Source organism: Sphingobium sp. AP50 (assembly GCF_900109095.1).
Lineage (GTDB): Bacteria > Pseudomonadota > Alphaproteobacteria > Sphingomonadales > Sphingomonadaceae > Sphingobium.
The window spans coordinates 1-21907 of record NZ_FNYZ01000002.1 but is presented as its reverse complement, the minus strand read 5'-3'; the positions used below and the strand labels follow the sequence as shown (position 1 = coordinate 21907).

The window sequence follows — 21907 nt, the reverse complement described above, 5'->3', positions numbered from 1 at the left end:
ATAGAGTTAGAGGCTGGCGCCCGAAGCGATGTCCGGCTTGGCCGCGGCGTCGGGGGTGTCGGCCGCGCCGCCGATCAGCACGAAGCGACGATCGCAATAGCCGCAGTCGACATAGCCATGTTCGTCAATCTCCAGAAAGACGCGCGGATGGCCGAGGGCGGCGGGAATGTCCCCCGAACCGTCGCAGGAGACGCGGGACTTGGAGACTCGGATGGTTTCGGGCGGCTGGATCATGGCCCATGGCGTTAGCAGCGGCACGGTTGCGCTGCAATATGCGGCTTTACATCAGCGGCGGACGGGCGCGGGTGCAGGGAGTGTCGCTGCTGGCCTTTGCGACTTTGGCGGCCGGTTTCCAGACGCCGCAATCCTTCGCCGCCATCACCGCGAAGGGCGACAGCATCAACAGGACCGGCGCGACCGTGCCGCCAAGGAAAGCTGCAAATGGCATGCAGCATCATCTGCCGCATTCATGCTTGCTGGAGCATGAACGTTACGCAGGCGGATTGGATGTCGGAACGTGAATGAGGACGAACGATAGTCGTCCATGCTGCACTGTCCGGGCATGCGTTCAGCCGCGATCCGGCCAGTCCGGTCGCGCGATCCAATTGCCGACCTGATGTGACGCCAGCGCGGCGGCGATGAAGCGCACGCCCTCCAGCCCGTCCTCGATCCCCGGCAGTGCCGGAACCGGGGAGGGATGTCCTGCACCCAACGCCAGAATCTGGTCTGCGGCATCGCTGTAAAGTTACGCAAAGGCTTCAAGATAGCCTTCGGGATGATGGCCGGGAAGGCGTGTGATGTAGCCGCCAATGCCCATCAGATCATTGCCGCGTTCCAGAATGCGGCTCGGTTCGCCGACGCGGGTGTGGCGCAACTGATTGGGGAGTTCCTGATCCCATTCCACGTCGCCCGCGCTGCCGAACAGGCTGAGGCGGAGCTGATTGCCCTTGCCGATGTTGCCCAGCGCGCCGCCACCGCCTGAGCGGGCCGGATCGGTGCGCCATGCGGCCTGTTTATGATCCTGCTGCTCCAAGGGGGTGGCGAGCCAGTCCTGCGCATAATGTGCCTGAATGATCCGCAACTGGCCCAGCAGGCCGGACTGCACCATCGCCCGCATCTGACGCACCATCGGATAGCCTGCATAAATGTGGGTCAGGATGAAGGCGCGGCCGGACGCCTGCGCCGCGCGTGCCATGGCCTGCGCTTCGCCCAGACTGGATGCCATGGGCTTGTCGCAGATGACGTGGAAGCCGGCCTCCAGCGCGGCGATGGCGGGCGCGGCATGGAGATGGTTGGGCGTGATGGTCCTGATCGCGGCTCGCTTCCGCCGCGATCAGGCTTTGCCAGTCGGCACAGCTGCGATCCGGGGCGATGTGGCATTCAACGGCGCCCTGTGCCGCCCGCTATGTCACTGATGGCGCGTGCATGACCGCCACCGGCAAAGTCAATCCTACGCTCACCTCTATGGCGCTGACGGCCCGTGCCGCAGAGCATGTGGTGGCGCAATTGAAGGCGGTGGGGGGCCTGAATCTGCCAGACGCAAATGGTAGGTTGAAAGTCTGGATGTGGCAGGCCTGTCTATGCCGGAGGGGCAGAATGATCTGTTCGCTGGTCAGCCATGGTCAGTCTTGCATGACTTCGACCATGGTGCCCTGCATCAGGACATAGGCCGCCCGCTGACCTTCGACGCCACCAGCAAGAATGTCGAGCAAAGAGATGGGGCTGATGTGCTTCTAGTTCCATCCCGTTCGGTTCGCAGGCGCGCCTCGCCGTCAGAATGGGCAGATCGTGACCCTTGGCATCCCCGCCGCGTCGCGATAGCCCGTCAACCATGACAGCGCCCACCCCCTCCCGTCGCACCGCCGCGATTCTCTTCATCCTGATCACGGCGCTGCTCGATGTGATGTCGATGGGCATCATCATCCCGGTGTTGCCGCATCTGATCGAAACGCTGTCCGGCTCCGACGCTGCGGCGGGCATGTGGAACGGCCTGTTCGTCGCACTCTGGGCGGGGATGCAGTTCATCTGTTCGCCGCTCATCGGCTCTCTATCTGATCGTTTCGGCCGCCGCCCGGTGATCCTGATTTCAGTGGCCGGGCTGGCGCTCGATTATGTGCTGATGGCACTCGCGCCCAATCTCTGGTGGCTGGCATTGGGGCGCATATTGGCAGGTGTCACCTCGTCCAGCTTCACCTCCACCTTCGCCTATATGGCCGATATCACCCCGCCGGAGGAGCGCGCCAGAGGCTATGGCCTGATCGGTGCGGCATTCAGCGCCGGCTTTGTCGCGGGACCGCTGCTCGGTGGCGTATTGGGCGAGATTTCCCACCGCGCGCCTTTCTGGGCGGCCGCAGCGCTGTCCGGCCTCGCCTTCCTCTATGGCCTGTTCGTGCTGCCCGAATCCCTCAGCATCGAAAAGCGCATGGCCTTCAGCTGGCGCCGCGCCAATCCCTTTGGCGCCTTGCAGTTGCTGCGCTCCCATCCCGAATTGTCCAGCCTCGCCGTCGGCAATTTCCTCCTCTATTTCGCGCATCATATCTTCTCGGCCATCTTCGTCCTCTATGCCGGTGACCGCTATGGCTGGGGCGCCTGGCAGGTCGGCACCCTGCTGGCGCTGATCGGTGTGCTCGACATGGCAGTGCAGGGATTGCTGGTCGGGCCGATCGTCAAGCGGCTGGGGGATCGCGCCACCATGGTCATGGGCCTCTGCTTCGGCGCCATCGGCCTTGGCGCGATGGGGCTGGCGCCCAATGGCCTGTTCTTCGTCGCCGCCATGTTCCCCAACTGCCTGTGGGGTCTGGCCATGCCGACCATCCAGTCGCTGATGACGCGCCACGTCTCCGAATCCGAACAGGGCCAGTTGCAGGGCGCCAACAACAGCGTCGGCGCGATCGCGGGCATCGTCTCCCCGCTCTTCTTCGGCGCCATCTATTCGCTGTCGGTCGGGCCGAAACCGGCCCTGCCCTTCATCGGCAGCGGCTTCCTGATCGCGGCCACCATCCTCGCCGGCGCAGCACTGATCGGCTGGCGCGCGGGCAGGCAGTTCAAGGCCTGACTGGACTTATCGGGACGGTACGACTAACCGGGCGCGAATCCCTTCCCACGCTCGATATAAAGGCGATTCGATGACGCTGCCCCTTCAGGATTTCATCCTCATCGTGGATTTCGGCAGTCAGGTGACACAGCTCATCGCCCGCCGCGTCCGCGAAGCCGGCGTCTATTCCGAGATCGCCCCTTTCAACGCCGCCGCCGAAGCGTTCGAGCGCATGAAGCCCAAGGGCATCATCCTCTCGGGCGGCCCCTCCTCGGTCATGTGGGAAGACAGCCCCCGCGCCCCGCAGCATTTCTTTGACGCTGGCATCCCGATCCTGGGCATCTGCTACGGCCAGCAGACCATGATGCAGCAGTTGGGCGGCAATGTCGAAGGCGGCGAAAGCGGCGAATTCGGCCGCGCCTTCATCGAGGTGAAGAAGGGCTGCGCCCTGTTCGACGGCCTGTGGACCACCGGTGAAAACCATCAGGTCTGGATGAGCCATGGCGACAAGGTGACGCAACTTGCGCCCGGCTTCGAGGTCGTGGCGACCAGCGAGGGCGCGCCCTATGCCGTCACAGCGAACGAAGCCAAGCGCTTCTACGCCACCCAATTCCATCCCGAAGTCGTCCACACCCCGGACGGCGCCAAGCTGCTCGCCAATTTCGTCCGCCATGTCTGCGGTCTGGCCGGTGACTGGACCATGGCCGAATTCCGCGCCACCAAGATCGCCGAGATCCGCGCGCAGGTCGGCGAAGGCCGGGTGATCTGCGGCTTGTCCGGCGGCGTCGACAGCGCGGTCGCGGCCGTCCTCATTCACGAAGCGATCGGCGACCAACTCACCTGCGTCTTCGTCGACCATGGCCTGATGCGTCTGGGCGAAGCCGAACAGGTGGTCAGCCTGTTCCGCGAACATTATGGCATCAAGCTGGTGCATGTGAACGCGGAGGAACGCTTCCTGGGCGGCCTGGCCGGCCTCACCGATCCGGAAAAGAAGCGCAAGTTCATCGGTGGCGAATTCATCGCCGTGTTCGAAGAGGAAGCCGCGAAGATCGGCGGCGCCGATTATCTGGCGCAGGGCACCCTCTATCCCGACGTCATCGAAAGCGTCAGCTTCACCGGCGGCCCTTCGGTCACGATCAAGTCGCACCATAATGTCGGCGGCCTGCCCGAACGCATGAACATGAAGCTGGTCGAGCCTTTACGCGAACTGTTCAAGGACGAAGTGCGCGTGTTGGGCAAGGAACTGGGCCTGCCCGACATCTTCGTCGGCCGCCATCCTTTCCCCGGACCCGGCCTTGCCATCCGCATCCCCGGCGAAGTCACCAAGGAACGCTGCGACATTTTGCGCAAGGCGGACTTCATCTATCTGGAGGAAATCCGCAACGCGGGCCTCTATGACGCCATCTGGCAGGCCTTCGCCGTGCTGCTGCCGGTCCGCACCGTGGGCGTCATGGGCGACTATCGCACCTATGACAGCGTCTGCGCCGTCCGCGCCGTCACCTCGACCGACGGCATGACCGCCGACATCTACCCCTTCGACGCCGCTTTCCTCAGCCGCGTCGCGACCCGCATCATCAATGAGGTGAAGGGCATCAACCGCGTGGTGTATGATTACACCAGCAAGCCCCCCGGCACGATCGAGTGGGAATGATTTTGGCCTTCCGGGGCCTATCGCGGTCTTTCAGGTCTTTCGGCTAAGCCTCTGATAGAAAATATTTTATTATCGCAGTCTTTCGCTGTCTATCGCTATCCAGCGCTTCAAAATGACGGTATCCGAGACGGTATCCGCTAGTCTTGCCACTCTCCAAAAACGTGATACCGTCAGCACATAGACGCGGTTGACGGTATTGGTTTCGGCCTTAAATGACTGAAATGTAACCAAGAAATCCTCTCCGAGCCTCAAAAATCGCCTGACGGTATTACGCCTCCGGGAGTGCCTTGCTGTGCTTACTGATTTCGCTCTTAAGCAACTAAAACCAAAGGAAAAATCGTACAAGGTTGCAGACAGGGACGGGCTCTACGTCCATGTGAGCATCACAGGCGTGTTGTCCTTCCGTTTCGACTACCGTCTGAACGGCCGTCGGGAGACGCTAACCTTTGGAACTTACGGTGGTTCTGGCTTGTCTCTCGCGTTGGCCCGGGAGAAACTCGTTGACGCGAAGCGGACGGTTTCAGAGGGGCGATCGCCCGCTCAAGAGAAGCAGCGCGAGAAGCGGCGACAGAGAGGGGCAAAGACCTTCGGAGAGCATGCCGAGCAGTGGTTCGCGAAAGCGCGCATGGCTGACAGCACCAAAGCCATGCGCCGTGCCATCTACGACCGAGAACTCAAGCCGGCATGGGGGAAGCGGCAACTTGGCGAGATCACGCCCGATGATCTGCGTGCATTCTGCGGCAAGATCGTCGATCGGGGCGCTCCTGCTACCGCGATCCATGCCCGCGACATCTTGAAGCAGATTTATGTCTTTGCTCGCCTAAATGGATCGAAGGCGGCCAATCCCGCAGACGAGGTCGGCCCCGCCGCCATCGCTACGTTCGTCCCGAAGGATCGATCACTCTCGCCCACGGAGATCCGCATCATGCTGCGCGAACTCGAGCATGTTGCTACGCTCCCCACCATCAGGCTTGGCATGAAATTTTATCTGCTGACCATGGTTCGAAAGAGCGAGCTCCAGGACGCGACCTGGGATGAGGTGGACTTCGAGAACGCGGTCTGGAGTATTCCAAAGGAGCGGATGAAGCGTTCCAAGCCACACAATGTCTATCTATCCCGTCAGAGCCTAGATATCCTCATCGCTCTCAAGACCTGCGCGGGCAATTCCCCTTATCTTCTGCCGTCGCGCTACGAGGCCGGCGCTCCCATGTCGCGCGCGACATTCAATCGCGTAACCTACGCGGTGGTAGAGCGTGCCAAGAGGGACAAGCTTCCGCTTGAGCCTTTTACGGTCCACGATCTTCGAAGGACCGCGTCGACGCTTCTCAACGAACTTGGCTTCAACAGCGACTGGGTGGAGAAGTGCCTTGCGCACGAGGACGGCCGGTCGTCCAGAGGCGTGTACAACAAAGCGGAATATGAGCATCAACGTCGACACATGATGCAGGAGTGGGCGGACATCGTCGATGCCTGGGTCGCCGGGAGGAAGCGGGTGGCTGTCCTTATTCCTCCGTCGATATCGTTGCCGGAGTTTGATCCCGCCCTTTCACCGGGCGAGTCCGGCGACTACGAACATCAGGTGCCGGCCTTGGAGCGGACGCTTTGAGTTTGCCGGCCGCCATTCGACTTTGAAGCCAAGCTTCCACTTCTGCGAGATCCCAAACGATGCATCGCGGTGTGAGCGGAAATCGGCGGGGGAATTCTCCCCGTTGCTCAAGCTCCCAAATGGTAGTGTCTCCAAGCGGCACTAACCGATGTAGTTCTTTTCGCGTTACTACGCGCCGCGGTGTATCATCCAGTTCGCCGGGCACTGCGTTGCTCCGAAGTTCCTCCGTCCGATACTGCAACACATCGGCTCGGACGCTGCAATGACTAGGGTATAGCTGTGCCGATCTCGGCATTAACGTGCCGGTCAATCGTGCAGTTCGGGGTCAACGAGCCTCGGTAAACCAAGCGATTTAGCGGTTCGAGTTTGCGAAAAGGGGAGCCCTACGGGAATCGAACACCCCTTTTTTACAAAGATCTTTACTGTCATAATTTGGCATCCGAGCCGGCCTAAAAGCCCGATTAGGGCAGATGTGTCGGGCACAACGATCTCCATTCACGTTACGGGAAAGTCTGTGCCGGAGTGGCTATTTGGCACGAACACTCACGACGAATTGGGTTGTCTAGAAGAGTGTTGAATTTCACGGCAATTGATCGCGAACTATTCTAGCCTCGCGATCGGCCCCGACAAATTCGCATAATCCCAGATGCCGGAGATAGTATGCTAGATGGTCCTCGTATCGCACGCCGGAGTGCTTTTTCGGATGGCCTCGTCGAGGAGGCGCGGGTGCTCTTTCAGGCTCGAATTGGGCGCCCTGTTTCAATAGGTGAGGCCCGAATAATGCTGGGAGATCTCACGGACTTCGCTCAAATCTTGATCGATAGCGCTCCGACAGATCCAGCAGCGACCAAGAAGGAAACCGACGGGTCCTAGGCGCGCCAAGCACGGCGAATTCGATTCAGTGAGTTGAAGCGACACCTGCCTTGAGACGGCCGGGTGACAGTCCCTCGCAGGATCGCCAAATCTAGATCGTCGATCCGACCGAATATCGTGCCGCACACGAATGCCGTCTCGATTTCAAAAGCGGGCATTGTCATCGAGAGCCGCGGGTTGGGAATATGGGGTCATCGCATCTGTTTTTGGCTCTGGGTTCGGGCCCGATGTGAGGCGGCCACTGCTAGGTTCGTAACCATGATAGCGTGTGCTCCGAATTGACTCCCATCATGTTGCAACGCATCAAGAGACCGTGCTGAAGCTACTTCGCCATCTGCTGTGCCTCGGGCTGCTGTTCGGTCTTGCCGGAAACGGCGTGGCCGTGGCCGCACCGTGCATCCTTATGACGCAGGGCCAGTCGGCCATTGCGATGGCGGACATGCCCGATTGCTCGATGGCTAAGAGCTGCGCCGACTGCAGCGCAAAGAGCGATGCCAGTCACAAGTCCGGCAAAGACAAGGCGCCCGGCTGTATGGCGATGACGGCGTGCGCCGCGATGCTGGCGATGAAGACGCCAGACTCGGCTGGTGCGACCCGACATCAGGCTACCGCGCACCAATTCTCGCCGTCGACGGCGATGCTCGCCGGGCGCGACGTCGCACCCGAACCGGAACCACCCACGCTCCTTGGCTGAACCTTCGCGCTCGCGCGGCTGACCGGCTGTGCCGTCTTCGGACGGCGGCCGCGATCGAACCGCGCGTGCATCGACTGCGATTCACTCAAGGAAATCTCAATGACCAAGACGATCATGGCTGCCGTGCTGGCAGCGACAATGCTGGCCGCACCGGCCGTTTATGCCCAATCGAGCAAGGGCATCCCCACGATCTCGGCACAGGAGCGTCAGGCACAGCAAGCCTGGTGGGCGGCACGCACCCAGCGACACGCCGAGCAGCGCATGGCCGCGTGCATGGCGATGCCTGAATGCAGTGACGGCCGGATGATGTCAGCCGCCCCCTCCAACAAGGGCTGACAGTCTCCGCCCGCTGCTTGCGTTTCGGCGCCGGCAGCGGGCGGTCGATCCGAGTCCGTCCGCGAGGAGGCTATCATGAGACTCTCCATGTATTCGGTCCTGTTGGGGAGCGCGGTCATCGCGCTGCCGTCAACGGCATTGGCCGACCCCTTGACCTATGCCGAAGCGCTGACACGCTCGGCGGCCAATGCGCCCAGCCTCAAGGCGCGCGCCGTGTCGACCGACGCTGCCCGCTCGTCGGCGATCGCAGCCGGCCGGCTGCCCGATCCGACGCTCGACCTCGGCGTCTCGGGCTTCCCGGTGACCGGCCCCAATGCCGGCAGCTTCACACGCGACGATTTCACCACGGCGACAATTGGGTTCAGCCAACAGTTTCCCAACCTCGCAAAGCGCCACGCGCGCGCCGAACGCGCCACCGCCGATATCGGGATCGCGGAAGCTGGCGAACTGGTCGAGGCACGCACCGTGCAGCTCGAAACAGCACTCGCCTGGATCGATCTCTATTATGGCGAGCGTCGGCTCGCGCAGCTCGATCTGCTGACAGCGAGCCTCGACGATCTCCAGAAGACAGTGACCGCGCGGCTTGCTTCGGGAAGCGCGCGGCCGAGCCAGGCACTCGAACCCGAGCAGCTTCGCGCTGCGGTCGCCGACCGCCGCGCCGAGATGGTCGCGGTGATCGCCCAGGCGCGCGCACGGCTAGCGCGCTACACTGGCGATCCGAACCCCGAGGTTTTGGGCGATCCGCCGATGCTCGACGTCGACCCGGCCGCCTTGCGTGCCGGGATCGATGCGCTGCCAGCGTTGCGCGCGCAGGATGCGCGGATTGCCGGCGCCGACGCCGATGTGCGGCTCGCCCGTGCTGACAAACGGCCTGACTGGCGGGTCGGCGCCTCCTATGGCCGGCGCGATCCTCGGTTTGGCGACATGGCATCGGTTGGCGTGTCGATCGACCTGCCGCTGTTCGCCGGCAAGCGTCAGAATCCGAAGATCGACGCCAGCACGAGCATGGCGCGGGGCAGCCGGCTCGACCGCGAAGCGCTGCGGCGCGAACTAGCGGCGGCGCTCGAAGCTGATCTCGCCGACCATATCATGCACCATGAGCGGTGGAGCAATGCGCGTACGACGCTTGTGCCGCTGGCGAAGCGCCGCGCCGAGCTGGACCGGGACAGCTATGCCGCGGGCAAGCTCGATCTCGGTACCGCGCTCATGTCGACCCTCGCGCTCGCCGAAGCCGAGGTCGAAACGCTCAATCGCGAAGCCGATGTCGCGCGCGACGCGATCCGGATCACCATCACTTATGGGGAGGAGCGGCCATGACGCTCGACAGAAATCAGGCGTTCCGATGGTGCGGATCGCTGCTGGCGATGGCGCTGGCGGCGGGCGGGGCGGGCTATTGGATCGGCAACCGTGGCCAAGCCCCGGCACCCGCCACCACGGTCAGCGCGGATGGCCAGAAGGTCCTCTATTATTACGACCCGATGTTCCCGAACCAGAAGTTCGACAAGCCGGGCAAGTCGCCGTTCATGGACATGCAGCTGGTCCCCAAATACACCGATGACGGAAGCGCTGGCGCCGCGCCGGGCGTGACCATCGACCCGGCGGCACGCCAGAACCTTGGGCTTCGTGTCGTCGAGGCGAAGATGGGAAGCCTCGCTGCGACGCTCGACGTCACGGCTACGGTCGACTTCAACCAGCGCGATGTTGCGATCATCCAGGCGCGCTCAGGCGGGTTCGTCCAAAAGGTCTATGCCCGCGCGCCGGGCGATGTGGTGCGCGCGGGCGCGCCGATCGCCGACCTGTCGCTGCCCGACTGGGGTGGCGCGCAAACCGAGTTCCTGAGCGTGCGCAAGCTCGGCAAGCCCGACCTGACCGCAGCCGCCCGCCAGCGGCTCAAACTGCTAGGGATGTCGGACGGGCTGATCACGACTGTCGAGCGGACTGGCCGGCCGAACGGCGTGGTAACGATCACCACACCGATCTCTGGCGTCATTCAGACGCTCGACGCTCGTCCGGGCGTTACGCTCGCCATGGGCCAGACGCTGGCGCAGATCAGCGGCCTTGGCACCGTGTGGCTCAACGCCGCCGTGCCCGAGGCGCGTGCGGGCGATGTCCGCATCGGCCAGAATGCCAGTGCGACGCTGACCAGCTTCCCGGGAGAGACATTTGGCGGGCGGGTGATTGCGATCCTGCCGACCGCGCAGGCCGACAGCCGCACGCTGACGGTCCGCATCGAATTGCCGAACCGCGGCGGTGGGCTCCGCCCGGGCATGTTCGCGGCCGTAGTGCTTGGGGGCGATGCCAAGCCAGCGCTGCTGGTGCCGAGCGAAGCGGTGATCCGCACCGGTACGCGCACGCTCGTCATGCTCGCCACCGGCGACGGCCGCTATCACCCGGCCGAAGTCCGCATCGGCCGTGATGCCGACGGACAGACCGAGGTTCTTGCCGGACTGTCGCCGGGCGAGAAGATCGTCGCCTCGGGCCAGTTCCTGCTCGATTCCGAGGCCAGCCTTACCGGCATCACGGTTCGGCCGATTGGCGGTGGCCAATGATCGAACGCATTATCCGTGCCTCGGTCAGGGCGCGCGGCTTCGTTCTGCTGGCCGCGCTCGCGCTGGTGGCGATTGGTATCGGTGCCGTGAGAACGACGCCTGTCGATGCTCTGCCTGACCTCTCCGACGTCCAGGTGATCATCCGCACCTCCTATCCGGGCCAGGCGCCGCAGATCGTCGAGAACCAAGTCACCTATCCGCTGGCGACCACGATGCTGTCGGTGCCGGGCGCGCGTGTCGTGCGCGGCTATTCGTTCGTCGGCGACAGCTTCGTCTATGTGCTGTTCGATGACGGCACCGACCTTTATTGGGCGCGCAGCCGCGTGCTCGAATATCTGAGCCAGGTGCAGGGCAAGCTGCCGCCGGGCGCGACCGCCTCGCTCGGCCCTGACGCGACAGGGGTCGGCTGGATCTACGAATATGCGCTGGTCGACAGGACCGGCCGCCACGATCTTCAGCAACTACGCAGCTTGCAGGACTGGTTTCTGCGCTACGAGCTCAAGTCCGTCCCAGGCGTCGCCGAGGTCGCCAGCATCGGCGGCATGGTCAAACAATATCAGGTGGTGGTCGATCCGCAGAAGCTGATCTCCTACGGAGTCACTCAGGCTGAGGTGACCGAGGCATTGAAGCGGGCCAATTCGGAAACGGGCGGCTCGGTGGTCGAGATGGCCGAGGCTGAATATGTTGTGCGCGCGACCGGCTATCTCGCCTCGCTAGACGATTTCCGCAATGTACCGATCCGCACCGCCGCTGGCGGCGTGCCGGTGACGTTGGGCGATGTGGCGACGGTCCAGATCGGTCCGGAGATGCGGCGCGGTGTCGCCGAGCTGAACGGCGAAGGGGAAGTCGCCGGCGGCGTCATCGTCATGCGCCAGGGCAAGAATGCCCGTGAGGTCATCGAGGGCGTCAAGGCCAAGCTGGACGAGCTGCGCAAGAGCCTGCCGCCCGGCGTCGAGGTGGTCACCACCTATGACCGCTCGGGGCTGATCGACCGCGCCGTCGACAATCTGACCGGCAAGCTGTTCGAGGAGTTCCTTGTCGTCGCACTCGTCTGCGCGCTGTTCCTCTGGCACGTCCGCTCGGCACTGGTCGCGATCCTCACGCTTCCGCTCGGTATCCTCGCCGCGTTCGTGGTGATGCGCGTCCAGGGGGTCAACGCCAACATCATGTCGCTTGGTGGCATTGCCATCGCGATCGGGGCGATGGTCGATGCCGCAGTGGTGATGATCGAGAATGCCCACAAGCACCTCGAACGCTGGGTGCATGATCATCCTGGCGAGGAGTTGAAGGGCGACGAACGCTGGCGGGTGATCACCGGCGCCGCCGCCGAAGTCGGCCCGGCGCTGTTTCTCAGCCTGCTCATCATCACCTTTTCGTTCATCCCGATCTTTTCGCTCCAGGGGCAGGAAGGCCGGCTGTTCGCGCCGCTCGCTTTCACCAAGACCTATGCGATGGCCGGCGCAGCGATCCTCTCGATCACGCTGGTACCGGTGCTGATGGGCTGGCTGATCCGCGGCCGCATCCCGGGCGAGGACGTCAATCCGGTCAACCGCTGGCTCGCGCGGGGTTATCGGCCACTGCTCGACTGGGTGCTGAGACGCCCAAAAACGACGCTGCTGATCGCGGGCCTGGTGTTCGCCTCGAGCATCATTCCGATCAGCCGAACGGGCGGTGAATTCATGCCGCAGATGAACGAAGGCGACCTGCTCTACATGCCCTCGGCATTGCCGGGCATCTCGACGGCCAAAGCCGCGCAACTGCTCCAGCAGACCGACCGGCTGATCAAGACCGTGCCCGAAGTGGACAGCGTGTTCGGCAAGGCCGGGCGGGCCGAGACCGCGACCGATCCGGCGCCGCTCGAGATGTTCGAGACGACGATCCGGTTCAAGCCCAAGGATCAGTGGCGGCCAGGCATGACCCAGACGAAGCTGATCGACGAGCTCGATGCCCGCGTGAAGGTGCCGGGTCTCGCTAATTTCTGGATCCCGCCGATCCGCAACCGCATCGACATGCTCGCGACTGGTATCAAGAGTCCGATCGGTATCAAGGTCTCAGGCTCGAACCTCGCCGAGATCGATCGCACCGCCCAGCAAATCGAAGCCGTGGCCAAAACTGTTCCCGGCGTCAGCTCGGCGCTGGCCGAGCGGCTGACCGGTGGGCGCTATATCGACGTCCAGATCAATCGTGCCGCAGCGGCGCGATACGGCATGAATGTCGCCGACGTGCAGGACGTGGTGTCGGGCGCGATCGGCGGCGAGGCAATCGGCCAGACGGTCGAGGGGTTGGCGCGCTATCCGATCAGCGTGCGCTATCCGCGTGAGTTGCGCGACAGCCCCGACAAGCTGGTCAATCTGCCGGTCCTGACCCCATCACGCCAGCAGATCACCTTGGGCACGGTGGCCGATATACGCATCGTCGCGGGTCCGCCGATGCTTCGCAGCGAGAATGGCCGCCCCGCCACCTGGATCTATGTCGATGCACGCGGGCGGGCGCTGACCGATGTGGTCGGCGATCTCCAGCACGCCATCGCGGCAAAAGTCCCGCTCCCGACCGGCGTCAGCATCGCGTTCACCGGCCAGTTCGAATTCCTCGAACGCGCGATGGAGCGGCTCAAGATCGTCGTGCCGGCAACGCTCGCGATCATTTTCCTGCTGCTCTATTTGACCTTCCGGCGGCTCGATGAGGCGGTGCTGATCATGGCGACCTTGCCGTTCGCGCTCACTGGCGGAGTCTGGCTGTTGTGGCTGCTCGGCTTCAACCAGTCGGTCGCGACCGGGGTCGGATTCATCGCGCTTGCCGGCGTCGCTGCCGAGTTCGGCGTGGTGATGCTGATCTATCTGAAGCAGGCGCTCGCCGAGCGTGGCGACGCCCCCGGGGCAGAACAGGTCGAAGGTGCGGTGCGCGAGGGCGCACTGCTTCGCGTCCGGCCCAAGGCGATGACGGTCGCGGTGATCCTCGCCGGCCTGCTGCCGATCCTGCTCGGCACCGGCACCGGTTCGGAAGTGATGAGCCGGATTGCCGCGCCGATGATCGGCGGCATGCTTACCGCCCCGCTGCTGTCGATGTTCGTGATCCCCGCCGCTTATCTGCTGATGCGGCGGCGGTCCGCACCCGTTCCCACTGTAGAAGGAGAAGACCGATGAAGCCTCTATACCTGACCGCTGCTTTTGCCGCAGCCGTCCTGCTGTCCGCGTGCGGCCAGAAGGGGGCGACCAATGATACGGCTGCAAGCGAACCCAACGCGACCAATGCTGCCGCCAACATGGGCAATATGGCGATGCCTGCGGAGGCCAAGATTGGCAAGGGCACCGGCACGGTGACGGCGATCGACAAGTCGGCGGGCAAGATCACGCTCAGTCACGGACCCATTCCCGAGGTTGGCTGGCCGGCGATGACGATGACGTTCGCAGCAAAGCCGGAACTGCTGAGCAGCGTCGCGGTCGGCGACAAGGTTGCCTTCGACGTGACGGTCAAGGGGACCGCCGGCGAAGTGACGGCGATCACGAAGCAATAAGGTCAGCTGGCCCCAGCGCCTCGATGATGCAGCATTCGGCAACGGTGCCGCCATCGCACGACGCAATGACCGCGCTCAACTCGCGCCGGAGCGCGGTCAGGTCGGCAATCTTGCGGTCGACCTCGCGCAGATGCTCGCTGGCAATGTGATCAACCGTCGCGCAGTCACGCGTGCGGTCATCTGACAGGTCGAGCAGCGCGCGCACCTGCTCGATCGAGAAACCGAGATCGCGCGCGCGGCGGATGAACGATAATCGGGCGAGATCATCGGGGCCGTAGTTGCGATAGTTGCCATGCGTCCGGGCCGGAGCGGAAAGCAGCCCTGATTGCTCATAATAGCGGATCGTCTCGACCTTCGTCCCGGTCGCGTTCGCCAGTTCGCCGATTTTCATCGCTTGACCCTATAGTTGCTAGAGGGTGCATAGGGGAGGCCGAAGCGGAAATCGCGCAAAGGATTCCGGATGGCCGATGATTGCTGCGCCAGCGCTTGCGGTACCCAGAAAACATTGAACGACCCGCGCTGGCGGAGGGTGCTGTGGATCGCGCTTGGCCTCAACGCCGCCATGTTCGCGGCGGAGATCGTGGCCGGCGTGATGGCGCACTCGCGGTCGCTCCAGGCCGATGCGCTCGATTTTCTTGGCGATGCCGCCAACTATGCGATCAGCCTCGGAGTGGCCGGCCTCACCGCGCAGTGGCGGGCACGATCCGCTTTGGTGAAGGGCGTGACCATATTGTTGTTCGGTTTCGGGGTGCTGGCGTCAGCGGTCTGGGGCGTCGTGCATGGCGCAACGCCAGATCCCTTCGCCATGGGAATCGTCGGGTTCATCGCATTGCTGGTCAATCTCTCGGTCGCTCTGATGCTCTATCGCTACCGAACTGGCGATGCGAACATGCGCTCGGTCTGGATTTGCTCGCGCAACGACGCGATCAACAACGTGCTCGTGATTGCTGCGGGCATGGCCGTGCTCTGGTCGGGCAGCGGCCTCCCTGATCTGTTGGTCGCCTTCGTCATGGCGGCTCTGGGGATCAGCGGCGGATGGCAGATTGTGCGGCAGTCGGCTGACGAGCTGCGCGCAGAGCGGCCGGGGCCGGCGCAATCAGGGTGACGGGGGAATAGCGAAGAACGAGAAGCGATACGCCTATAGTTAGCGTTCGGCACCGAAAGCGCGGCCATCCGGTCGATGAATTCCGAAGAGCAGCCAAAACGCTTCGGCGATTGGCATCAAGGCAGCATCGTCGATGCGCTCGATGATGTTTTGCCCAAGTAGGACATGATCGCGGAAGGCAACATTGGTCGGATATCCGTCGCCAAGGATCATATTGTAGCCTTTCACGCCATAGACGCTAGTAAGCACCACCCAAGGGCCATCGATCCCGAATTGATGGAGTTGCATTTGGGTTGCAGTCGCCATCGCTCGTAACCCCTGTTCAAAGGTCGCCGGCCACACCACGTGAAGCTCCTGGCCGCCGTTGCCCTGTCGCACCCCGCCGATCACGAAGGCAGAGTCGGTGCGACCAGCGCGATAGGTGAGAGCGTAAGCGCCGACCGATCCGGTCTCATCGACTGGAGCGTGCATCAAAACGCCTTCTATCGTGTCGAGCGCCGTGAAGGCACCGACGCGTACCGGCACAACCGCCTGGTCACGTGTAATCGGGATCTTCCGATCCTCGCGGAACAGGCCTAGCGGCGCGACCGACACGACAGCCGTTGGCGCCCTTTCGACTGTGAACGGCATATCGATGCCCTGCGACGCGGCGATCGCTTCCGCATGGAGCTGACGAAATTGTTGGGGCAACTGCGCCGATTGCGTGAAGGCATGGCGCAGGTCATGCACATCTAGTGTTATGATCGTGAAGTTTCTGCCATTCTTTAGTGAGGATTGAGCGGAGGCGAGGCGATGAAGGGCAAGGCGGTTTCGATTGAGGTGGACGAGGCCGAGCGGGCGGAGTTGGTAGGGCTGACGCGAGGCCATAAGACGGCGCAGGCGCTAGCGCGGCGGGCGCGGATCGTATTGTTGGCATCGGAAGGGCAGACGAACCGGATGATCGCCGGCCGGCTCGGAGTGTCGCCGCACACGGTCGGGACGTGGCGGGCGCGCTTCGCTGCGCGGCGGCTGGACGGGCTCTATGACGAGCCGCGGCCCGGCACGCCGCGCAAGATCGGGGACGAAGCGATCGCCGAGACGATCCGCCTGACGCTGGAGACCATGCCTGAGGGAGCCACACACTGGAGCCTGCGCTCGATGGCCAGGGCGACGGGCTATGCGCCCTCCACGATCCACGACATCTGGAAGGCGTTCGGGCTGCAGCCGCACCGCAGCGAGACATTCAAGCTGTCCACCGATCCCTTGTTCGTGGAGAAGGTGCGCGACATTGTGGGCCTCTATCTCGACCCGCCAGACCGGGCGATGGTGCTGTGCGTCGACGAGAAGTCGCAGATCCAGGCGCTCGACCGTACTCAGCCGCTGCTGCCGATGCGGCCAGGTCAAGCCGAGCGGCGCAGCCATGACTATAAGCGCCACGGCACGCTGTCACTGTTCGCCGCCCTCGATGTGGCGGCTGGCTCGGTGGTGGGCCGCTGCTTCGCGCGTCATCGCGCCAGCGAGTTCCGCAAGTTCCTCGACACTGTCGAGGCCCAGGTTCCGAGCGACCTCGACATCCACGTCGTCATGGACAACGCCGGAACCCACAAGACCGCCTTGATCCGCAACTGGTTCGCCAAGCGACCCAGATGGCATGTCCACTTCACGCCGACCTCGGCTTCCTGGATCAATCAGGTCGAGCGGTTCTTCGGCTTGCTCACCGACAAAGCCTTGCGCCGCGGCGTCCATCGCTCCACCGCCGAACTCGAGGACGCCATCGCCGCTTACATCGCCGCCACCAACGCCGAGCCAAAGCCCTTCCGGTGGACCAAATCCGCCGACGACATTCTCGCCAGCATCAACCGTTTCTGCCTACGAACCCTCAAAATGCCAAAGACTTCGGAATCAGGACACTAGCTCGTATTTGCCGCGACTATTGCGCCCCCAGAAGCGGGAGCTGCCCTTATAGGTCACCCGGTGCGGGGCGCTTAAGCTACCCGGGATGCGCATTATCATCGCGCCCCGACCATTCGCGAGCTGCACCCAATGTGTCTGGACTCCGATGAGGCGTGGATCGACGCCAGTTTGCAACTTACCCTCGAGCCGCAATATTTGCGCGTCCGGGTCCGCGACCTCGAGGCCGGGCAGTCGCACGGCCAGGCCGGCGTCTTCCTCAATTCCATAAATTATGTGACCGCCCTGGGCGTTGGCCATAGCGGTCACGTCGGCAAGAAACTCTCGAGTTTCCTCATCATTGCCGCCAGGTAGGTCCCGTTTAAAATCAAGATCGCGCCCCTCGGCAACCTGATTGTCGATCAGGCGGAAAAGCGAGGCCTCGTCGATGGTGTCGATGGGCTGTTCAAGCATGAACCTGTATTCCTACAAAGCTGCGAACTCTGTCGGTCCGCGCTTCGCTACATGTAGAAGCTGTAGCTGACCTGCGGCTTTTCCGTCGGGCTGACATACTTCATGATGTCCCCGATCTTCCTGGCACATTCCAGCGTGATGGGCAGCCGGCCGTCCATCTGCGTATTGTTCCAGTTCATTTTTGTAAGCCCCAGAACCTCGTTGCAGAGCATCTCCAGCGACGAGTCTTGGTCGTAAACGGTGATCTTCAGTGGATTCGGCACGTACATGCCCGGATAGGTCTTATAGAAGTCGACGGTACCGCGCGTATAGAGCACACCCTCGGTTTCCGAGATCGTCAGCAATGTCCCCCGCTTCGGCGGATAGTCCTTGTCGCCGAACAGTCTGATGTCGGTGTCGGTGATCGCGACGAAATCCTTCGAGCGGATGCCCTTCTCGTCCAGGGCGCGCAGGAAGCCCTTGCGCTCGCTGTCCCGGAACTGGCTCGATTTGTGGATCACGATGCGGGCTGGCATGTGTTCAAGCGCGCGATCATATTCGTCGAGCGCGTCTCGGAGCAGCTCATATGCCTGATCCTCGTTGAGGTAGGGATGGCGGTTTTTCTTGTCGATCGACACCGGGGTGCCGCGCAGGATAATCCCGTGACCAAACTCATCGAAGACCTGAGCCAGGCTCGACGAGACTGTCTCGCCGTCGCGGCTCTTATAGAAACCGACGCCGATGTAGCACGACCGCAGCTTCGCCGTGTCCTCGACCAACCGCCACGGGATGGTCCGGTTGCCCTTGTAGTAGAGCGCCGTGCAGAAATTCCATGCCTTCGTGGCTGGATCCTGCTGATCGCCCGCCTGCTTGGTGATCAGGATGGTCTTTTCGCGGACGAGCTGCAGTGGCGTGCCGAGATGCATGCACTTCGCCTTGAGGATGCGTCTGAAGTTGTGCTCGAGCTCGCTCTCGTCCTTGTCGTCTCCGGCCGCCGAGGTCGTGACGGAGTCGAACATCTCGTTCGGCATCACGCAGACGATGACGTCCACGGACCGGTTTTCGGCGAGGAAGCGAATCTGCTCGTAATAGAGTTCGACGGCCCGCTCCACACGTTCGGCGCGCGATGCGAGCTTCACGATGCTCGAGATCTCCGACATCTTCAGTGTGCGGGTATATTGGGGAGAGTCGATGAGCCGCGTCAGGAAACCATGGCTTTGGTTCATGCCGCCGAAGCCTCGGAACAGGTTCAGCAGCTTCGACTCCTTCTTGCGCTCGATTCCGTCGCGGCATTTCGCGAGCCATTCGTCGAGGAGATCGACGCCCTCGCCACGGCCGACCACCCCGATCCGCAGCTCGGTCCGGCGCAGTTCATCCCGCTTGTCGTAGACACCCATGTGCTCGATTCCCGTGCGGGGGCAGATGTGAGTGCCGGTGCCGAATTCCAGAAGCGGTTCCGCAAGTGTCGTGAGCCTCATGCCGCCGCACCTTCTGCCATATCGTTGGCGGGAGCCTCGGCGTCCGCAACATCTTCCTCATCGGCATCGAGTGCGTTGAACTCGACCAATGACTGGAAATGAAGGAGGTCGCTCTCGGCATCGTCGCTCGTTGAAAGGAAGTATGCGACGAAGCGCACCATGTTCCTGACGCTCGAATTGTGCTCGAGCCGTTTCTGCTGCGAAAGCAGATCGTCGTGCCAGTTGGACTGCCGGTAGCCGTCGTATGAATAATACCAGCTGGGCACGATCTGCGCATACCATTCGTCGCCCAACCTCGTGAAGGTGAGGTCGAACGACAGGTGCTGGTGGTGGGCGACCTTGGTCGGGCCCTTGCGCTGGTGCTTGACCTCGTAGACCCGCCGGATCGCGGACTTCTTACCGATCCAGGTCTCCTTGCGCTCGAGTTGGCCATCGACGGTGGGGCCGAAGAAGAAGAACCCGAGCTTTGTTTGCATGCGGACATGGCGCCGCTTGAGTTGCTCGCGCGTCTCGGCAGAGAGCAGTTGCTTGAGGATGTTGACGTTGTCGAGCTCGGTGGAATCGGCCAGATCGGACACCTCGAGCCGCTCGATCGATCCTTCGTCCACCACGCTGACCAGCCCGCTCCGCTCGATATCGTGGAACGAGAAGATCTTATTGTCGTGTTGGACCCAGGCGTCGGTGTGCACATCGTTCAGCAGCAACGCCATCTTGACGATCGGCCTTCTGCCGCGCGCCTTTCCGCGGTAGCCGAGCTGTGCCTTCGCTTGCGCGATCACCGCCTTGTCGTCGATCGTCAGCTCGGCGACGTAGACCGCTTCGGGCAGGTGGATCTGCTGCAGATTTGTCGTGATCGCCGTTGGCGCGGCGATGCTTTCCGAACTGAAGCTGACGTAGGCATCGACTTCGCCAAGGATGCGCCGGAATTCGTCGAGCACCCGTTCCTGCGCCGCGAGCCGTAGCCCCGCTACGAGACCGAGCAAATCAGTAAGGTCAATGATGTGCTTCTTGCAGTTAAACGCGAACTGGTCGGTCAGGAGTTCGTTCACGGATGCCTGACTGTAGGACGATTGCTTTCGGGCGAGCATCAGGATGAACAGCTCGTCGAACGAATTGAAATAAGAGCGCTCCATGAACTGGCGCACGGTGAATTTCACCTTGTCGAGCGTCGTCGTGGACGTGAGCTGGAACGCCACACGGTCGTGGTCATCCCCCAGGTCGATGCCAGGAAAATTCTTGTGCTTTCGGTTCAGGTTGACGAGGTGCGGGAGGTTGTAGACCGACTTGAGGATCGGGATGAAGGCATCCTCGAGCGCCAGGTTAATGTCCGTCCGCCCTTGTGCCGTGGCAAGCTCGACCTGAACGATGATGCGGCTCACCAGGTCCCGAAGCTGGTTTTCAATCTCGAGCTGCCTCATTTCAGCGTAGGCATTCGGTGAAGGCCGCGGATCAGGCGGCTTCGCGTTGATCTTCGGCGGCGCGCCAATTCCATGGCAGCAGTTCATGGAGACGGTTCTGAGGGATGTCGGCGATGCGGCTGAGCACATCGGCAAGCCAAGCCTGCGGATCGATGTTGTTGAGCTTCGCCGTGCCAATGAGGCTCAGCATGAAGGCGGTGCGCTGGCCACCACGATCTGAACCAGCGAAGAGCCACGATTTTCTTCCAAGGGCTATGCCTCTGAGCGCGCGTTCCGCCGCGTTGTTCGAGAGGCAGATGCGGCCGTCATCGAGGAACGCGGTGAAGGCCGGCCATGCCTTGAGCATGTAATCCATGGCCTCGGCCACATCGCTGTTCTTTGACAGCTTTGACCGGTTGTCGCGCATCCATTCTTCCATATCGGCAACTAGCGGTGCGCTGAGTTCCTGCCGAAGGGCGAGGCGCTCCTGTGCCGGCTTGCCGTTGATGGCGCGTTCGATATCGAAAATCGCGTCGATACGGCGAACCGCCTCCACCGCCAGCGGCGAGATAACGGCCTTTTTTCGGCGCTTCTTGAGCTGCGCGGCGATATCGGCCAGCTCGAAGAAATAACGGCGCGCGTGGCTCCAGCAAAGGGCGCGGGTTAGCGGCGCCGGCAGGCGGTCGCCATGGAACAGGGCATTATAGCCGGCATAGGCATCAGCCTGAAGAATGCCTCTCCAACCGCGCAGATGGCCCACAGGATGCTCGCCCCGCCGGTCGCGGGAATAATGGAAGATCGCTGCGGGCGGTGCCGGTCCGCCAAAAGGTCGATCATCCCGAACATAGGTCCAGATCCGGCCCGTATCGGTCTTGGTCTTGGCCAGCACTGGCACCGTCGTATCGTCGCCATGCAATCGCTCGGCGGCAAGGACGTGGGCTTCGATCAGCAGATAGAGCGGCATCAGCGCGGCGGTGCAGATGCCGACCTGATCGGCCAGAGTGGAAAGGCTCAGGTCCACGCCTTCCCGGGCATAGCGATCACGCTGGCGGTTAAGCGGTTGATGCGCACCGAACTTCTCGAACAGCAGCATCGCCAGGAAGCTGGGACCAAAGAGCCCGCGGGGCGTCACATGGAACGGCGCCGGCGGTTGCGTGATCTTCTCACAATCCCGGCAGGAGAACTTCTCCCGCACGGTCTGGACCACCTTCCACTGTCGCGGCACGACCTCAAGCGTCTCGGTGATATCCTCGCCCAGCTTGCACAGCCGTTCCGAGCCGCAGCAGGGGCAGGCATCGGGCGCGGCGATGACGACGCGCTCGCGCGGCAGATGCTCGGGCAAGGCCTT

23 protein-coding genes are annotated in these 21907 nt (G+C 62.8%); 13 read left to right on the top strand and 10 right to left on the bottom strand.

Annotation, left to right across the window (positions count from 1 at the left end):
* Window positions 1-6 precede the first annotated feature (6 nt).
* Window positions 7-234, bottom strand: coding sequence for a zinc-finger domain-containing protein (locus BMY84_RS06015; RefSeq protein WP_093081896.1), 228 nt, complete (start codon window positions 232-234; stop codon window positions 7-9).
* Window positions 235-239: 5 nt separating this feature from the next.
* Between BMY84_RS06015 and BMY84_RS30090 the strand changes: the two genes are divergently transcribed.
* Complete coding sequence (locus BMY84_RS30090; protein WP_218146919.1) at window positions 240-521, top strand: hypothetical protein; 282 nt, start codon at window positions 240-242, stop codon at window positions 519-521.
* Between the two features lie 47 nt (window positions 522-568).
* On the opposite strand, the gene BMY84_RS29660 is transcribed toward BMY84_RS30090, so the two are convergent.
* Together BMY84_RS29660 and BMY84_RS06010 are read right to left on the bottom strand one after the other, a co-directional pair.
* Complete coding sequence (locus BMY84_RS29660) at window positions 569-712, bottom strand: hypothetical protein (protein ID WP_177203923.1); 144 nt, start codon at window positions 710-712, stop codon at window positions 569-571.
* 33 nt (window positions 713-745) lie between these two features.
* A complete protein-coding gene (locus BMY84_RS06010) occupies window positions 746-1261 on the bottom strand; it encodes a Gfo/Idh/MocA family protein (RefSeq protein WP_256215141.1) in 516 nt (171 codons plus the stop codon).
* Here BMY84_RS06010 and BMY84_RS29655 point away from each other — a divergent pair.
* The 4 genes from BMY84_RS29655 (at window position 1230) to BMY84_RS05990 (ending at window position 6291) form a co-directional block, all read left to right on the top strand.
* Window positions 1230-1415: a hypothetical protein gene (locus BMY84_RS29655; protein ID WP_177203922.1), complete on the top strand. Its 186-nt coding sequence runs from the start codon at window positions 1230-1232 to the stop codon at window positions 1413-1415. The two genes, BMY84_RS06010 and BMY84_RS29655, sit on opposite strands and share 32 nt — an antisense overlap.
* A 416-nt stretch (window positions 1416-1831) precedes the next feature.
* On the top strand, window positions 1832-3055 hold the full coding sequence (locus tag BMY84_RS06000; protein ID WP_093081888.1) for a TCR/Tet family MFS transporter: 1224 nt from the start codon (window positions 1832-1834) through the stop codon (window positions 3053-3055).
* 70 nt (window positions 3056-3125) lie between these two features.
* Window positions 3126-4685, top strand: a complete 1560-nt coding sequence (guaA, locus tag BMY84_RS05995; RefSeq protein WP_093081886.1) for a glutamine-hydrolyzing GMP synthase — start codon at window positions 3126-3128, stop codon at window positions 4683-4685.
* 292 nt (window positions 4686-4977) lie between these two features.
* Window positions 4978-6291, top strand: coding sequence for a tyrosine-type recombinase/integrase (locus BMY84_RS05990; protein WP_093081883.1), 1314 nt, complete (start codon window positions 4978-4980; stop codon window positions 6289-6291).
* On the opposite strand, the gene BMY84_RS05985 is transcribed toward BMY84_RS05990, so the two are convergent.
* Complete coding sequence (locus BMY84_RS05985; RefSeq protein WP_093081881.1) at window positions 6188-6586, bottom strand: helix-turn-helix transcriptional regulator; 399 nt, start codon at window positions 6584-6586, stop codon at window positions 6188-6190. The genes BMY84_RS05990 and BMY84_RS05985 overlap by 104 nt on opposite strands.
* 891 nt (window positions 6587-7477) lie before the next feature.
* Between BMY84_RS05985 and BMY84_RS05975 the strand changes: the two genes are divergently transcribed.
* The 6 genes from BMY84_RS05975 to BMY84_RS05950 all read left to right on the top strand — a co-directional run bounded on the left by BMY84_RS05975 (window position 7478) and on the right by BMY84_RS05950 (window position 14257).
* Window positions 7478-7858 (top strand): hypothetical protein, encoded by a 381-nt coding sequence (locus BMY84_RS05975; RefSeq protein WP_093081876.1) that lies wholly within the window; start codon window positions 7478-7480, stop codon window positions 7856-7858.
* A 99-nt stretch (window positions 7859-7957) separates the two neighbouring features.
* Window positions 7958-8194, top strand: coding sequence for a hypothetical protein (locus BMY84_RS05970; protein ID WP_093081873.1), 237 nt, complete (start codon window positions 7958-7960; stop codon window positions 8192-8194).
* Window positions 8195-8281: 87 nt separating this feature from the next.
* Complete coding sequence (locus BMY84_RS05965) at window positions 8282-9511, top strand: TolC family protein (RefSeq protein WP_177203938.1); 1230 nt, start codon at window positions 8282-8284, stop codon at window positions 9509-9511.
* A complete protein-coding gene (locus BMY84_RS05960) occupies window positions 9508-10743 on the top strand; it encodes an efflux RND transporter periplasmic adaptor subunit (protein ID WP_093081868.1) in 1236 nt (411 codons plus the stop codon). The genes BMY84_RS05965 and BMY84_RS05960 overlap by 4 nt, the downstream gene beginning before the upstream one ends.
* A complete protein-coding gene (locus BMY84_RS05955; protein WP_093081865.1) occupies window positions 10740-13886 on the top strand; it encodes an efflux RND transporter permease subunit in 3147 nt (1048 codons plus the stop codon). The genes BMY84_RS05960 and BMY84_RS05955 overlap by 4 nt, the downstream gene beginning before the upstream one ends.
* Window positions 13883-14257 carry a copper-binding protein gene (locus BMY84_RS05950; protein WP_093081863.1) on the top strand — a complete coding sequence of 125 codons (375 nt, stop codon included), beginning with the start codon at window positions 13883-13885 and terminating at the stop codon, window positions 14255-14257. The genes BMY84_RS05955 and BMY84_RS05950 overlap by 4 nt, the downstream gene beginning before the upstream one ends.
* Here BMY84_RS05950 and BMY84_RS05945 read toward each other — a convergent pair.
* A complete protein-coding gene (locus BMY84_RS05945; protein WP_093081860.1) occupies window positions 14244-14648 on the bottom strand; it encodes a MerR family transcriptional regulator in 405 nt (134 codons plus the stop codon). The two genes, BMY84_RS05950 and BMY84_RS05945, sit on opposite strands and share 14 nt — an antisense overlap.
* Window positions 14649-14717: 69 nt before the next feature.
* Here BMY84_RS05945 and BMY84_RS05940 point away from each other — a divergent pair, with 69 nt between their 5' ends.
* Window positions 14718-15362, top strand: a complete 645-nt coding sequence (locus BMY84_RS05940) for a cation transporter (RefSeq protein ID WP_093081858.1) — start codon at window positions 14718-14720, stop codon at window positions 15360-15362.
* A 39-nt stretch (window positions 15363-15401) separates the two neighbouring features.
* Here BMY84_RS05940 and BMY84_RS05935 read toward each other — a convergent pair whose 3' ends face one another.
* On the bottom strand, window positions 15402-16091 hold the full coding sequence (locus BMY84_RS05935; protein ID WP_093081856.1) for a hypothetical protein: 690 nt from the start codon (window positions 16089-16091) through the stop codon (window positions 15402-15404).
* A 63-nt stretch (window positions 16092-16154) separates the two neighbouring features.
* Here BMY84_RS05935 and BMY84_RS05930 point away from each other — a divergent pair, with 63 nt between their 5' ends.
* Entirely contained in the window at window positions 16155-17255 is a 1101-nt protein-coding gene (locus BMY84_RS05930; protein ID WP_093081853.1) for an IS630 family transposase, read from the top strand.
* On the opposite strand, the gene BMY84_RS05925 is transcribed toward BMY84_RS05930, so the two are convergent.
* The 4 genes from BMY84_RS05925 to BMY84_RS05910 all read right to left on the bottom strand — a co-directional run.
* Window positions 17244-17705 carry an AlbA family DNA-binding domain-containing protein gene (locus tag BMY84_RS05925; RefSeq protein ID WP_093081851.1) on the bottom strand — a complete coding sequence of 154 codons (462 nt, stop codon included), beginning with the start codon at window positions 17703-17705 and terminating at the stop codon, window positions 17244-17246. The genes BMY84_RS05930 and BMY84_RS05925 overlap by 12 nt on opposite strands.
* Window positions 17706-17752: 47 nt before the next feature.
* On the bottom strand, window positions 17753-19162 hold the full coding sequence (locus BMY84_RS05920; protein ID WP_093081848.1) for an argonaute/piwi family protein: 1410 nt from the start codon (window positions 19160-19162) through the stop codon (window positions 17753-17755).
* On the bottom strand, window positions 19159-20667 hold the full coding sequence (locus BMY84_RS05915) for an SMEK domain-containing protein (RefSeq protein ID WP_218146918.1): 1509 nt from the start codon (window positions 20665-20667) through the stop codon (window positions 19159-19161). The genes BMY84_RS05920 and BMY84_RS05915 overlap by 4 nt, the downstream gene beginning before the upstream one ends.
* A partial coding sequence (locus BMY84_RS05910) for an IS66 family transposase (protein ID WP_143074994.1) occupies window positions 20612-21907 on the bottom strand: 1296 nt, incomplete at its 5' end. The genes BMY84_RS05915 and BMY84_RS05910, both read right to left, overlap by 56 nt.